The 12,985-nt window shown below is 73.2% G+C and carries 15 protein-coding genes; 10 read left to right on the forward strand and 5 right to left on the reverse strand.

Features of this window, described 5'->3' with window-relative positions; translation table 11 throughout:
- Positions 1 to 28: 28 nt before the first annotated feature.
- From BGP03_RS02070 to BGP03_RS02110, 9 genes are all read left to right on the forward strand, one after another.
- On the forward strand, positions 29 to 724 hold the full coding sequence (locus BGP03_RS02070) for a hypothetical protein (protein ID WP_296370653.1): 696 nt from the start codon (positions 29 to 31) through the stop codon (positions 722 to 724).
- An 82-nt stretch (positions 725 to 806) separates the two neighbouring features.
- On the forward strand, positions 807 to 1,598 hold the full coding sequence (locus BGP03_RS02075; RefSeq protein ID WP_299735206.1) for an IclR family transcriptional regulator: 792 nt from the start codon (positions 807 to 809) through the stop codon (positions 1,596 to 1,598).
- Between the two features lie 64 nt (positions 1,599 to 1,662).
- A complete protein-coding gene (locus BGP03_RS02080) occupies positions 1,663 to 2,475 on the forward strand; it encodes a fumarylacetoacetate hydrolase family protein (protein ID WP_298799716.1) in 813 nt (270 codons plus the stop codon).
- Entirely contained in the window at positions 2,475 to 3,233 is a 759-nt protein-coding gene (locus tag BGP03_RS02085) for a fumarylacetoacetate hydrolase family protein (protein ID WP_298799715.1), read from the forward strand. Before BGP03_RS02080 ends, BGP03_RS02085 begins: the two co-directional genes overlap by 1 nt.
- A gap of 71 nt (positions 3,234 to 3,304) precedes the next feature.
- Entirely contained in the window at positions 3,305 to 3,508 is a 204-nt protein-coding gene (locus BGP03_RS02090) for a 2-hydroxymuconate tautomerase (protein ID WP_296370657.1), read from the forward strand.
- Positions 3,505 to 3,864, forward strand: coding sequence for a Rieske 2Fe-2S domain-containing protein (locus BGP03_RS02095; protein WP_296370658.1), 360 nt, complete (start codon positions 3,505 to 3,507; stop codon positions 3,862 to 3,864). The genes BGP03_RS02090 and BGP03_RS02095 overlap by 4 nt, the downstream gene beginning before the upstream one ends.
- Positions 3,865 to 3,873: 9 nt before the next feature.
- Positions 3,874 to 4,413 (forward strand): YbhB/YbcL family Raf kinase inhibitor-like protein, encoded by a 540-nt coding sequence (locus BGP03_RS02100; protein ID WP_298799714.1) that lies wholly within the window; start codon positions 3,874 to 3,876, stop codon positions 4,411 to 4,413.
- 55 nt (positions 4,414 to 4,468) lie between these two features.
- Entirely contained in the window at positions 4,469 to 5,155 is a 687-nt protein-coding gene (locus BGP03_RS02105; RefSeq protein ID WP_298799713.1) for a phosphatase PAP2 family protein, read from the forward strand.
- Between the two features lie 64 nt (positions 5,156 to 5,219).
- The gene (locus BGP03_RS02110) at positions 5,220 to 6,410 is read left to right on the forward strand and encodes a hypothetical protein (RefSeq protein WP_296370661.1); all 1,191 of its coding nucleotides are present in this window, start codon (positions 5,220 to 5,222) and stop codon (positions 6,408 to 6,410) included.
- Between the two features lie 41 nt (positions 6,411 to 6,451).
- Here the strand turns inward: BGP03_RS02110 and BGP03_RS02115 are convergent, their stop codons facing one another.
- Both BGP03_RS02115 and BGP03_RS02120 read right to left on the reverse strand, forming a co-directional pair.
- Positions 6,452 to 6,664 carry a hypothetical protein gene (locus tag BGP03_RS02115; protein ID WP_296370662.1) on the reverse strand — a complete coding sequence of 71 codons (213 nt, stop codon included), beginning with the start codon at positions 6,662 to 6,664 and terminating at the stop codon, positions 6,452 to 6,454.
- A complete protein-coding gene (locus tag BGP03_RS02120; RefSeq protein WP_296370663.1) occupies positions 6,661 to 7,917 on the reverse strand; it encodes a Rieske 2Fe-2S domain-containing protein in 1,257 nt (418 codons plus the stop codon). The genes BGP03_RS02115 and BGP03_RS02120 overlap by 4 nt, the downstream gene beginning before the upstream one ends.
- A gap of 50 nt (positions 7,918 to 7,967) precedes the next feature.
- Between BGP03_RS02120 and BGP03_RS02125 the strand changes: the two genes are divergently transcribed.
- Positions 7,968 to 8,747, forward strand: coding sequence for an IclR family transcriptional regulator (locus BGP03_RS02125; RefSeq protein ID WP_296370664.1), 780 nt, complete (start codon positions 7,968 to 7,970; stop codon positions 8,745 to 8,747).
- Positions 8,748 to 8,892: 145 nt separating this feature from the next.
- Here BGP03_RS02125 and BGP03_RS02130 read toward each other — a convergent pair whose 3' ends face one another.
- From BGP03_RS02130 to BGP03_RS02140, 3 genes are all read right to left on the reverse strand, one after another.
- Positions 8,893 to 9,831: an NADP-dependent oxidoreductase gene (locus BGP03_RS02130; protein WP_298799733.1), complete on the reverse strand. Its 939-nt coding sequence runs from the start codon at positions 9,829 to 9,831 to the stop codon at positions 8,893 to 8,895.
- A 156-nt stretch (positions 9,832 to 9,987) separates the two neighbouring features.
- The gene (locus BGP03_RS02135; RefSeq protein WP_298799712.1) at positions 9,988 to 11,061 is read right to left on the reverse strand and encodes a PEP/pyruvate-binding domain-containing protein; all 1,074 of its coding nucleotides are present in this window, start codon (positions 11,059 to 11,061) and stop codon (positions 9,988 to 9,990) included.
- A gap of 11 nt (positions 11,062 to 11,072) precedes the next feature.
- Complete coding sequence (locus tag BGP03_RS02140) at positions 11,073 to 12,827, reverse strand: PEP-utilizing enzyme (RefSeq protein WP_298799711.1); 1,755 nt, start codon at positions 12,825 to 12,827, stop codon at positions 11,073 to 11,075.
- Positions 12,828 to 12,985 lie beyond the last annotated feature (158 nt).

Here is a 12,985-nt window from a genome sequence, read left to right on the forward strand (position 1 = left end):
CGTTCCGGAAATCAGAACGGAGGAGCCGGTGGCTGATCCACTCGACATGCGCGCGGCGGTGGCCGAGTACGTCACCGCGCTGCACCGCTCCTACCTGGCCCAGGCCGACACGCATCTGCCCGCCGTCCGGGGCCGGATGCCGTTGCTGGCGGGTGGGCCGCTCACCGTCGCCGCCGTCGGGGCCCGCAACCTGCACCTGATCGCCACGCGCGAGGGCCTCGGACCGCTGCGCGGGCAGGAGGTCTCGGTGCCCGGCTCGCTGCCCGGCCTGGAGTGGTCGCTGCGGTTCTACGACCCCGTGGTCGTGCCCGCCCTCGGGCTCGTCGACGAGCGCGACGGGCCGGCGTACGCCGAGGTCAAGCACGCGCTGGGGCTCACCACCGTCGTCTACCACGTGGTGGCGCAGCCCGGCTCGGGATTGACGCCGCACCACGCCGGGCACGTCGGGTCCGGGCTGGCTGCCGGCCACACGAGCGCCGACCGCGACTTCGAGGCGATCCGCGCCCGCGTCCGCGGCCGGGAGGGGCTGGTGGACGAGCTGGTCGGCGCCGCGAGCGCCGGCCTCCCCCGCGCCCAGGCGCTGCTGGCCAAGGCCATCGCCCCCCACAACGCGGAGATCGACAAGCTGGTCGCGACGGCGAACCCGGACCCCGACGAGATCCGGAAGACGCTGCTGGCCTCGGTGGGTGGCCGCAGGGACTGGACCCCGAAGGCCCCCGCGTGACCGGCCACCCCGACTGCAGCACAGCCACGTTCATGCGACCAGATGGCGTGAACGTGGCTTCACTGCGACCCGGGAGGTGCTCGTGACGGACGCGACGCTCTCCACCGTGCGCAATGCCGCCCGGCTGCTCAAGGAGTTCCGGACCAGGGAGGCGTCCATCGGGGTGTCCGAGCTGGCCCGGCGCCTGCATCTGGGCAAGTCCGGCGTGCACCGGCTGCTCACCACGTTGCTGGCCGAGGGGCTGGTCGAGCAGGACCCGCGCACCGGCGGTTACCGGTCGGGCATCGTCATGTTCGAGCTGGGCGAGGCGGTCAAGGTGCACCTCGACCTGCACGCCGCCGCCGGGCCGGTGCTCGTCCATCTGCGCGAACAGACCGGCGAGTCGTCGCAGGTGGGGGTGCTCGACGGCGACGACGTCGTCTACGTCGACCGGCTGGAGAGCGCCCACTCGCTGCGCCTGTTCACCGAGACCGGGCGCCGCGTGCCGGTCCACTGCACGTCCAGCGGCAAGGTGCTGCTGGCCCACGCCCCCGAGCACGTGCGGGAGGCGGCGCTGGCCCGGCCCCACGCGCAGCTGACCCCGCACACGATCACCGACCCGGCCGCGTTGCGCGCGGAGCTGGCCACCGTCCGCTCCCGCGGCTGGGCGGAGGCGATCAACGAGCGCGAGATCGGGGTCGCGAGCCTGGCCGCGCCGATCCGCGACCTGCACGGCGACGTCGTCGCGGCCATCAGCATCGGCGCGCCGGTGGCGCGGTTCGGCGCGGTGCCGCGACGCCGGTTCGCCAAGGAGCTGGTGGAGGCGGGCGAGGCCGTGAGCCGGCGCCTCGGCTGGACCGAGCAGACGCCCCGCGTTCCGGTGAGTGGAACGTGAACGGTGACGGGACGGCCCGCCGCCGACACGATCAGAGCTGTCCGTCGACGACTGGGAGTCCCGCATGCCCGTGACCGATGCCCCCGCGAAGGCGCGGGCGCTCTACGACGCCCGGCGCACCCGCGTGCCGATCCCGCCGTTCACCGACGAGGACCCGAGCCTCGGCATGGCCGACGGCTACGCGGTGCAGAAGGAGCTCGTGGCCCTGCTGCTCGCCGACGGCGACCGGATCATCGGCCACAAGGTCGGGCTGACCAGCAAGCCGATGCAGAAGATGGTGGGCGTCGACTCCCCCGACTACGGGCCCGTCCTCGCCTCCACCGTCTACCGCGACGGCGACACGATCCCGCTGGGCAGCTTCATCGCCCCCAAGATCGAGGCCGAGATCGTCTTCGTGCTGGGTGAGCGGCTCGAGGGCCCCGGCGTCACCGTCACGCAGGCGCACGCCGCCATCGCCGGCGCCGTGGCGGGCATGGAGATCGTCGACTCCCGCATCGTCGACTGGCGGATCAAGCTCGCCGACACCGTCGCCGACCTCGCGTCCAACGGTGCGATGGCCACCTCGAGCCGCATCGTCCCGCTGGACGGCATCGACTCCCGACTGATCGGCATGACGCTCACCCGCAACGGCGAGCTGATCGACACCGGCGCCGGCGCCGCCGCGCTGGGCGATCCCGTCGCCGTCGTCGCGTGGCTGGCCAACGTGCTGGGCGAGAACGGGGTGGCGCTCGAACCCGGCCACCTGATCATGACCGGCGCCCTGCACGCGGCCGTGCCGATGCAGGCAGACGACGTCTTCCGGGCCGAGTTCGACCGGCTCGGACCGATCACCGTACGGGTGGCCACCGGCTCGGCCGGATCAGAGAGCGGAGCCTGATGGACACCCAGCAGCTGGCGGCCCGGCTCAGCAAGGCCGTCGCCGACCGCACCGCCATCGACCAGCTCTCCGACGACGCGCCCGACCTCGACCTCGCCGGCGGCTACGCCGTGCAGCGCGTGCTGCGTGAGGAAGCCGGGCCCCTGGTGGGCTGGAAGCTCGGCGTCACGAGCCGGGCGAAGCAGGCGCAGGTCGGCGTCAGCGCGCCGGTGTTCGGGTTCCTCGCGGGTGCGAACGCCCTCGACCTGGGCGAGCCGCTGGACACCTCGCAGCTCATCCAGCCCCGCTGCGAGCCCGAGATCGTGTTCGTCCTGGGCCGCGACCTGGCCGGGCCGCACGTCACCGCGGCCGACGTGATCTCGGCGTCGTCGGGGGTGGCCGTGGGCATCGAGGTGCTCGACTCCCGCTTCCGCGACTACCGCTTCACCATGGCCGACGTGGTGGCCGACAACACCTCCGCCGGGAGGTTCGTCGTCGGCACGCCGGTGCCGCCCGCGTCCATCGACCTGCGCCTGGTCGGCGTGGTGCTGGAGAAGAACGGTGAGGTCGTGGCCACCGCGTCCGGCGCCGCCTCGCTCGGGCATCCCGCTGCGGCCGTCGCGTGGATGGTGCGCGCGATGGCCGCCCACGGTGAGGGGCTGAAGGCGGGCGAGGTCGTGCTCTCCGGCGGGCTCACCGCGGCGGTGCCCGTCGCCCCCGGCGACGTGGTGGTCGCCTCGATCGACCGGCTCGGCACCGTCGAGCTGGGCTGCCGCTGACCCACCCTCGTGCGCGGATATCAGGGTCCTGGCACTGATTTCCGCGCACGGGCCCGACGAAGGAGGGCACCATGCCACTCGTCCAGATCACGCTCGCCAAGGGCCGCACCGCGGAGCAGCTCCAGGCGCTCGGCGCGGCCGTCACCGCGGCCGTCCACGACTCCATCGGAGCCCCGACCGAGAACGTCCGCGTCGTCGTGCAGGAGTGCGAGCCGGAGCTGTGGTTCATCGGCGGCGAGTCGCTCGGTGCGCTGCGGGAGTCCGGCCGGCGATGACGCTGGTCCCGCTCGGCGAGCCCGACGGGCGGGACGCCTGGGTGGTCCGGGCCGACGACGGGCGCAGCTTCGCCGTGTTCGCCGTCGACGGCGGGTTCCGCGTCACCGACGCCGTCTGCCCGCACAACCGGGGCCCGCTGGAACAGGGCTGGACGCGCGACGGACGGCTCGTCGTCTGCCCCTGGCACTGGTACCGCTTCTCCCTCGACACCGGCCGGTGCGAGACCGCGCCGCAGTACCGGCTGGGCGTCTACCCGGTGGTGGACCGGGACGGCGTGCAGTACGCCGACGTGGGCGACAAACCGGTGGCCCGGTCGTGGGCGGAGCGGCTGCGCGCCCACTCCCGGGGGGAATAACGTGTCGCCATGACGAGCACCGCACCCGATCCTTACGCCTTCCTCCCCGAGGTCCCGACCTTCGACGTCACCAGCGACGACGTCCAGCACGGCAAGCGCCTGGCCGACCCGCAGGCCAGCGCCGCGTTCGGCGTGCCCGGTGGCGAGGACCGCTCCCCGCACCTCCGCTGGTCCGGCTTCCCCGAGGGCACGAAGAGCTTCGCCGTCACCGTCTACGACCCCGACGCGCCCACCGCCAGCGGGTTCTGGCACTGGGCCGTGTTCAACATCCCCGCCTCCGTCACCGAGCTGCCCGCCGGCGCGGGCGACGCGGCGGGCTCCGGCCTGCCCGCGGGCGCGGTCCAGCTGAAGAACGACGGCGGCGGCGTCGGCTACATCGGGGCCGCCCCGCCCGCCGGCCACGGCCCGCACCGCTACTACACCGTGGTGCACGCGGTCGACGTCGAGAACCTCGAGGTCCCGGCCGAGGCCTCGCCGGCGTTCCTCGGCTTCAACCTCTTCTCGCACACCCTCGCCCGCGCGACGATCACGCCGACGTTCGAGCAGTGACCCCCACGCGACGGCCCGCTGAGCGCGCGGGCGGCCGGCACGTCATCCTCTCCGGGTGACGCTGACGACGGACCCACCCGCGCGCTCCCCGCGGTCCCTCCTCTGGGCGCCGGCGGCGCGGCTGCTGGCCGTCGGCGTCCTGCTGTTCGCCGTGCTCCTCGGGCTCGGGTGGCTGCTCACCCACGTCGCCCCGGGCACGGCGTTCGGTGACCTGGACGTCGGGATCCTGCAGTGGCTGGTGGCGCACCGCGTGCCCGCCCTCGACACGGCGTCGGGGTACGCCACCGACCTCGCCGCCACGAACACGGTCACCGTGCTCGGCCTCGCGACGGCCGTGGTCGCGTCCGCGGTGCTGCGGCACTGGTGGCCGGCGCTGCTGATGGTGCTGGCGATCGGCGGCGAGCTGGTGCTGTTCCTCAACTCCGCGCTGCTGGTGGGCCGGCAGCGGCCTGCGGTGGCGCACCTCGACGCCGCGCTGCCGGCCACGTCGAGCTTCCCGTCCGGCCACACGGCGGCGGCCATCTGCCTGTTCGGCGGGATGGCCGCGATCGTGGTGATCGCGACGCGGTCCTGGTGGCGCTGGGTGGTCGTGGGTGTGGCGGTGCTGCTCGTGGCGGCCGTGGCGGCGTCGCGGCTCTACCGCGGCGCCCACCATCCCACCGACGTGCTCGGCAGCGTCCTGTTCGCGGTGCCGTGGCTGCTCCTCACGGCCCGGACGTGCGCTCCGCTCGCCCGGCACTGATCCGGCCGCACCGGCCGCGCTCCCGGTACGGTTGCGGATGTCCCCGTGTGGCGAGAGGAGCCCGTTGTTCCGCAGGCCCGACCGACGCGACGACGGTCCCGACGAGCGCTCACTGGCCGCCCGGGACGCCGCCACCCAGGGTTTCCTCGCGCTCGACCGGGAGCAGCAGGCCGCCGCCGCCGCGGTGCACGCCGCCGACCAGCTCGGCACCGGGCAGCGGCTGGCCGGGGCGTGGGCGCAGGTGGCGTCGGTCGGCGACGCCGCGACCGAGGCGTACCTGACCGCGGCACGGGACTTCCCGCTCGACGGCACCGGCCCCGTCCGCGGCGCCCGGGAGGCCGACGAGCGGGCGCTGAAGGAGATCGAGCGGGCCCGCGAGTCGATCCGCCGGTTCCGCTCCCAGCACTCCCGCATCCTCGACGAGGCGGAGTTCGCGTTGCGCGGCCTGCCCCAGGCCGTCCAGGAGGCCCGCGTCGCGCTCACGTCGGCGCGCGCCGCCGTGACGCAGGCGGAGGTGCGCTCGCGGCGTGCCACCGACCGGCTCGCCGAGGCCGAGGCCACCGCCGGCCTGCTCGACGCCCCCGCCGCCGGCCTGCGTGAGCGCCGCCAGACCGCCGCGCGGGTCACGGAGCTGGCCTCCGCGGCCGCGTCGCTGGCCGCGGAGGCCCCGCGCACGGCGCAGCACGTGCGGACGGCGCTGTCGAGCATCGCCACCCGGCGCTCGGCCGCGGCCACGAAGGCCGACGGGATGGAGCCGGCGATGTCGGCGCTGCGGCGCGAGTTCTCCGAGCCCTGCTCGAAGGACCTGATCGACGCGGAGGCTCGCACGCGGAAGGCCATCGCGGAGTCCGACGACGCGATCGCGGCGGCACGGCGGCACGCCGACGCCGGTGACTGGGACGACGCCGCCGACGCGGTGGCCGCCGCCCGGGCCGCGCTGGGCCGCGCCGAGGAACGCCACGACGCCGTGGTGGACCGGCTCGCCGAGCTGCGCGCCGTCCGCAAGGACCCCGCGAAGTTCGCCGCCGACGCGCGCTTCGTCCTGCGCGACGCCCAGCGGCTCGTGGTCGACCGGGATCTCGTCGCCCGGTTCGGGCAGGTGCTCGACGCCCAGTCCGTGCGGCTGGAGAACGCGACGGCCCGCCTGGCCGACGGCGTGCACCCCGACTACTGGTTCTTCCTCACGGAGCTGCGCGGCGTGGAGCAGCGCGCCCGCGACGTGGTGGCCGACGTGCGCGGCACCCACGCCCGCTGACCCCGGCCACCGTCACACGGTGACCAGGGTCAGCGCGCGGCTCAGTGGTCGGGTTCGTGCCCCGCCGCCACCGCCCCGGTCGGGGTGATCTCCCCCGTCCACCCGCAGCCGGTGCAGGAGCAGTAGAAACGCCGGTCGTCGGCCTCCCAGAACTCCGTGGCGATCGCCAGACCCCCCGCGCACTGCGGGCAGAATCGGGGGGCGTCGCGACGGTGGGCCGCGGCGTCGGCGGCGAAGCGGGTGTCGACGGTCATCCCGCCTTCTCCGCCGCGATCTTGTCCGCCGCGCTGATGTGGATCTTCTTGATGGTGTCGAGCACCGGGGAGAAGCGCGTGGAGCCCATGTCGCAGAAGTCCAGCGCGAACTGGGCGCCCCCGGCGTGGAACTTGTCCTTCTCGCACGGCAGGTCGATGCGCTCGTGCTGCTCCCGGATGACGCCCAGGGGGTCCTGACCCCTGGCCACGACGTCCATCTGCTCGCGGAACATCTTGCGCAGCATCGCGACCCCGATGTCGCTGCGGCCCAGGTGCTCGGTGGTGCGGTCGGTGATCGCGCCCTGCGTCACCCAGGCCATGATGTCCTGGCCCTCGACGTAGTTGGTGACGTGCACGCCGTTCGCGTCGGTCACGGGGATCTTGTAGTCGGGGATCTGGGGCTGGTCGACGTGCTCGTAGCCGTCCGGGCTGTGCACGGTGTAGAGCATGAAGCGCGTGGTGGTGCGGTTGATCGGCACCCGGATCTGCATCTGGTGGATCCCGCCGCCGCCCACCCGCATGTTGTACGGGAAGACCAGCGGGTGGCCGACCTTCCAGTCGTCGTTCTCCTCGGAGGCGCCCTTGAGCACGCGGCGCTTGATGATGCCCCACTCGAACGCGGTGAAGCCGATCTTCACGTGCTCCTTGCCGAACGACGCCGGCGCGACGAAGCCCTCGTGCTTGCCGACGAACTCGAAGTAGCGCCCGTGCAGGAACTCGACGTGGTGGGGGTCCACCGCGTTCTCCATGATCTGCACGTAGTTGCACGGCAGGTCGGCCCAGCCGATGTCGCGGTAGCCGTCCATGACGTAGGTGTCGAAGCGGGGCAGCTCCGGGGCCGGCATGGGGCCGACGTAGGCCCAGATCAGGCCGCCCATCTCCTCGACCTTGCCGGCCTGCGCCTTCACCCGGTCCTGGAACTGGGTGTTGTCGCGCTCGGCGGGCTGCTCGGTGCAGCGGCCGTCGGCGTCGAAGACCCAGCCGTGGTACGGGCAGCGGATGCCGTCGGCCTCGACCACCCCGTAGGCCAGCGACGCCTTCCGGTGCGGGCAGGCCTCGGGCACGATGCCCATCCGCCCGCTGGGCGACTTCCAGAGCGCGAAGAACTCGCCGAGCAGCTCCACCCGCTTGACGGGGAACTCCGCCAGCTCCCGGGTGAAGGCCACGGGGTACCAGTAGCGCCGCAGCACCTCCCCCATCGGCGTACCTGCGTCGACCTGGGTCAGCTCGTCGTTCTGTTCCGCCGTCAGCATGCGGACAACGGTAGGTAGCGCCCGGCACACCGACAAGGGATGCTTCCCGCATGGAGGGAAAGCCGCACTGGGAACTGGGTTCTGTCCGCAACGCCGCCCGGCTGCTCAAGGAGTTCTCCCGCACCGACCGCGAGCTGGGTGTCTCGGAGCTCGCGCGGCGCCTCGGCCTCGCGACCTCCACCGTCCACCGGCTGCTGGCCACCCTCACCGCCGAGAAGCTGCTGGAGAAGGCCCCGGGCGGCTACCGGCTCGGGCTCGCGCTGCACGACATCGGCGCCAACGTCTCCCCGTACCTCGACCTGCACGAGGCCGCGCTGCCGGTGATGGCCACCCTGCGGCACTCCACGGGCGAGACCGTGCAGCTCGCCGTGCTCGACGGGCTCGAGTCGGTGTACATCGACCGGCTGGAGAGCCCGCACACCGTGCGGATCTTCTCCCGCGTCGGCACCCGGCTGCCCGCGACGACGACGAGCACGGGCAAGGTGCTGCTGGCCGCGCTCGCACCGGAGGAGCTCGACGCCCGGCTGCAGGGCTGGACGCCCCACCGGATCACCCCGTTCACGATCGTCGACGAGGGCACGCTGCGCGCACGGCTGCAGGAGATCGCCGAGCGGGGCTGGGCCGACAACCGGGAGGAGAGCCGGGTGGGGGTCCTGTCGGTCGGCGCGCCCGTGCACGGTGCCGACGGCGCGGTGGTGGCCGCCCTGTCAGTGGCCGCCCCCACCGACCGCTCCGGTCCGGCCCAGCACCGCCGCATTCGGACGGCCGTGGTGGAGGCGGCGGCGGTGATCAGCCGCCGCCTCGGTCACGCCCCGACCACCTCCCCCTGACGCCCCGTCCGCCGACCCGGTCCGCCGGGCCTCCGCCCGCCACATGGCGGCGGCCTACGGCTGTCGGAGGGGCCCGCAGAACAGCCCTACGTGACCATGTGGCGGTCTCGGGCGGTGCGGCGGGTGGGCGGGTGCGACGGGCCGGTCAGGTCGTGAGGACGAGCTTGCCCGTCGTGCGGCCCAGTTCCCCCGCGCGGTGGGCGTGGCTGGCGCGCTCCAGCGGGAAGGTCTCCGCGACGACCACGCGCAGGCGGCGGTCGTCGACGAGGCGGGTGAGGTCCTCCAGGCCGTCGCCGTCGGGCTCCACCAGCATTCCGGTGGCCCGCAGGCCCCGCTCGCGGGCCGCCGCCATCGCGTCCGCGGCCGCCGCGGACGGCAGGCAGATCATCCGCGCGTCGGGCTTCATGACCTCCAGGGAGCGCAGGGCGATGTCGCCGCCGATGAGGTCGTAGACCAGGTCCACCGGCTCGACGACCCGCTCGAACGCCTCGGCCCGGTAGTCGACGGCCTCGTCGATGCCCAGGTCGTGGAGCAGGTCGTGCTTGGCCACCGACGCCGTGCCGATGACGTACGCGCCGCGCGCCTTCGCGATCTGCACGGCGAGGTGCCCGACGCCGCCGGCCGCGGCGTGGATGAGCACCCGCTGGCCGGGCTGGACGTCGGCGATGTCGACGAGGCTCTGCCAGGCGGTGAGCCCGGCCAGCGGCAGCCCGGCCGCCTCCACCTCCGACAGCCCGGCGGGCCGGTGCGCGAAGTGTCGCGACGGCGCCGTGACGAACTCGGCGTAGCCGGCCGCCTGGCGCGGGAACCACGGCATCCCGAACACGGTGTCGCCCGGCGCGAACCGGGTGACGCCCGGCCCCACCGCGTCGACGGTGCCGGCCACGTCCCACCCGACGGTGAACGGCGGCGGCCCCAGGACCGCGGCCATGCCCGAGCCCGCGCGGGTCTTCCAGTCCACCGGGTTGACACCGGCGGCGGCCACCCGGACGCGGATCTCCGTGGGCAACGGCTCGGGCACGGGGGCCCGGCCGATCTCCAGGACCTCCGGCCCACCGATCGAGCGCTGGGTGATCACGCGCATGCTTTCCACGCGCGATGCCTACCATCGTGGCGGTCGGCGCGCTGGAGGTGGGTGTGCGGCGGGCAGGTTCGGGGGTACCGCCCGCCGCACACGTCCACTATGCCCCCGGTTGCGCCCGCCCCGCATCTGCTCGATCAGGGGGTTGACGCGCGCCCGCTACCGGCCGGGGATCGGCTTCCCGCTGAACACGTACTTCTGCGCCAGCGCCACCGGGTCGTAGACGGCGGGGCCCGCCGACCCGGGGGCCGTGACCGTGACCGGCCGCGACTGCACGATGCACACCGGATCACCGGCGCGGCGGTGCCGCGAGATCACCCACTCGACGTCCACGGGGTAGCCGTAGTGCTCCTCGATGTTCTTCACGGCCGAGGCGATCGCGTCGATCTGCTCGTCGTCGAGCACCTTGCGGTCGGCCAGCGACGCCGGCATGTCGATCTCGGTGACCCGGCCCGCGGCGAAGTCGAACGCCGACACGATCGTCTTGTGCGCGACGTCGTACTTGAGCACCCGGCCGTCGGACTTGCCCACCTCGACGTGGTCGGGGTTGACCAGTCCCTGCACGACGGCCTCGCCCCAGCCCCAGCTCGTCTCGATGACGATCCGGTCCGGCTTGCCCGTGACCGGGTGCACCGAGAACGCGACGCCGGACGCCCGGGCGTGGATCAGCTCGATCACGCCGACGGCGATGGGCATGGCGTGGTGGGAGATGTTCTTGCGCAGCCGGTAGGCCAGGGCGCGCCCGGTGAACAGCGAGCCCCAGCACTGCCGCACCGCGTCGAGCACCCGGTCCGCGCCCGAGACCCCGAGGTAGGTGTCGAAGATGCCCGCGAACGACGCGTCCGCCGCGTCCTCACCCGTGGCCGAGCTGCGCACCGCGGTGGGGACGTTGACGTCCACGCACCGCAGCGACAGCTCGTCGTAGGCCTCGGTGATCTCGGCGGCGAGCCCCTCGGTGATCGGGGTGGACTCGAACAGCTCCCGGATCTCGGCCGACGCCCTCTCCACCTCGGCGTCACCGGCCTCCGCGCCGACCCGCTGGACGATCGCGTCGATCCGCGCGTCGAGACCCGACTCGGCGCAGTGGCGCCGGTAGGCGTCCACCGTGACCGCGAACCCCTTCGGCACCTCCACCCCGGCCAGGTGCAGCTCGGTGAGGCGGCCCATCTTCGAACCGGCCCGGGCGACGGCCTCCGCCGGGTCGATCTCGTCGACCCAGACAACCGACTCCATCAGTACCCCCGTCACCGGCTCGCAGCGGCCAGGTCCGCCGCCCGCTTGAGGATGGTGACCCGGCCGTTGGTGCCGTCGACCTCGATCTCGTCGCCGTCCTTGATGGCCAGGGTGGCGATCCCGACGGCGGTGACGGTGGGCACACCGTACTCGCGTCCGACGATCGCGGCGTGGCTCAGCATGCCGCCGCCGTCGCAGGCCGCACCGGCGATCTTGCCGAAGGCGGGCGTCCAGCTCGGCGAGGTGGACTCGCAGACCAGGATCGATCCCTCCTCGAGGCGGTGCATGTCGTCGCTGCTGGTCAGGACGCGCGCGATGCCGGTGGCGGTGCCCTTGGCGGCGGCGACGCCCGTCAGCACCGTCTCCTCGGCGGCGTTCGGGTTCTGCATGGCGCGGATCGACGACGGGTTGAGCCCGAAGATCTCGATGAGCACCGGGTCCTCGACGGTCTCGGGGACGGTGCCGAGCACCTTCGGCATCGAGCCGCGCAGGCCGGCCCAGTGGTCGAAGTACTGGCGGCGGTCGGCCACCAGGCTCTTGAGCTCGCCGCGGTACTGCCCGCCGGTGGCGACCTCCTGCAGCTCGGGCCAGAACAGGTAGAGCATGTCGTCCTTGTCGTCGGCCCCGACCCGACTCGCCAGCTCCTGGTTGATCCGCCGCAGCGGGATCATGACCTTGAGGTCGATGTAGTAGTTGTGGTCGTCCTGCCACCACGGGAAGTTCGCGTCGAGGTTGGACTGCAGGCCCGCGTCGAAGACTTCCTGCTCCTCCTTGGTGAGCCCGGAGCGGGCGGTCTCGATCGCGGCCTCGCGCTCGGCGAGCGCGTTGCGCGCGGCGGCCTCGAAGTCGTGGTCCTGCTCCTTGAGGACGAAGCTGCGGATCATGTCGAGCGGGATCGTGTTGTCCTCGATCCAGCTGGGGACGCCGACGTCGCAGGTGGCCTCCTGGCGGTGGCCGTAGATCTGCAGGAAGTCGTCGAAGTCGGTGAGCCACTGCGACGCCGAACCGCCGTGGGCGCTCAGCGCCGCCCGCAGGCCGCCGCCGTCACCAGCCTCGAAGACGTCGCGCAGGCCGGCCGCCTTGGCCTTCTTCGCCAGCTCGGCGAGGCCGCGGTCGGTCTCCATGATCTTGGTGTCCTCGCCCTGGAGGAACTTGCCGATGTCGGCGGTGTTGATGCCCATCTCGGCGCAGGCCCCGTAGAAGCCCAGGAAGTTCACGAGCAGCGGGTACATCACGCCGAAGTGGATCTCCATGGCCCGCTGGTGGTAGCGGCGGGCCTGGCCGATGAGGCCGGCGAGGTCGCCGGTGGGGGCGGCCGCCAGGTCGATGCCCTGGAAGTAGTCCCAGGTGGCCTCGAGCTCGTCGCGCCCGGACTCCCAGGTCTGCTTGTAGTTCTGGAGGAAGCGCGGGAGGTTCGTGCCGAGCCGGTTGGCGCGGGCGCCGATCTCGCGGGGGTCGGCCTCGGGGATGGCCGAGCCGTAGAGGTGGGTGCCGGCGAAGCGGGAGGTGACGCCGCGGCCGGGAGGCAGCGGGAGCGCCTCGGCGGCGTGCTGGGTGCCCCAGCAGTAGCCGTCCTGGCCCCAGGCGAACGCCGCGAGCGGGGTGAGACCGCGGGACCAGTGGAAATCGAGGAACCAGAACTTGTCCTCGTCCTCCTTCGTGAACGGGCCGGTGCCGTCGACGATGTAGGGCGCCTGGATGAATTCCGGCTTGAAGCCCGGGTACCACTCCCCCGTGTACGGCTCGACAGGGACGACGTTGGCCATGCGAACTCCTAGGTCCGGTGTAACTCTCGGGCGGACCGTGGCAGTGGTCACAGCACCCCGGCAAGCGGGCCGTTCTCCCCTGACGAACGTCCCACCATCTGACCGGCCCGTTCGGCGACGGCGAACACCGCTCTTCCCGCAGGTCGGAGGCGTTCCTA

This window comes from Pseudonocardia sp. 73-21 (genome assembly GCF_001899645.1).
GTDB lineage: Bacteria > Actinomycetota > Actinomycetes > Mycobacteriales > Pseudonocardiaceae > Pseudonocardia.

Excerpts from the sequence above, each read along its gene's own strand:
- BGP03_RS02090 (WP_296370657.1), top strand. The coding sequence starts at position 3,305 with ATGCCACTCGTCCAGATCACGCTCGCCAAGGGCCGCACCGCGGAGCAG.
- BGP03_RS02080 (WP_298799716.1), top strand. The coding sequence starts at position 1,663 with ATGCCCGTGACCGATGCCCCCGCGAAGGCGCGGGCGCTCTACGACGCC.
- BGP03_RS02120 (WP_296370663.1), bottom strand. The coding sequence starts at position 7,917 with ATGCTGACGGCGGAACAGAACGACGAGCTGACCCAGGTCGACGCAGGT.
- BGP03_RS02125 (WP_296370664.1), top strand. The coding sequence starts at position 7,968 with ATGGAGGGAAAGCCGCACTGGGAACTGGGTTCTGTCCGCAACGCCGCC.
- BGP03_RS02095 (WP_296370658.1), top strand. The coding sequence starts at position 3,505 with ATGACGCTGGTCCCGCTCGGCGAGCCCGACGGGCGGGACGCCTGGGTG.
- BGP03_RS02140 (WP_298799711.1), bottom strand. The coding sequence starts at position 12,827 with ATGGCCAACGTCGTCCCTGTCGAGCCGTACACGGGGGAGTGGTACCCG.
- BGP03_RS02115 (WP_296370662.1), bottom strand. The coding sequence starts at position 6,664 with ATGACCGTCGACACCCGCTTCGCCGCCGACGCCGCGGCCCACCGTCGC.
- BGP03_RS02135 (WP_298799712.1), bottom strand. The coding sequence starts at position 11,061 with ATGGAGTCGGTTGTCTGGGTCGACGAGATCGACCCGGCGGAGGCCGTC.
- BGP03_RS02100 (WP_298799714.1), top strand. The coding sequence starts at position 3,874 with ATGACGAGCACCGCACCCGATCCTTACGCCTTCCTCCCCGAGGTCCCG.
- BGP03_RS02130 (WP_298799733.1), bottom strand. The coding sequence starts at position 9,831 with ATGCGCGTGATCACCCAGCGCTCGATCGGTGGGCCGGAGGTCCTGGAG.
- BGP03_RS02085 (WP_298799715.1), top strand. The coding sequence starts at position 2,475 with ATGGACACCCAGCAGCTGGCGGCCCGGCTCAGCAAGGCCGTCGCCGAC.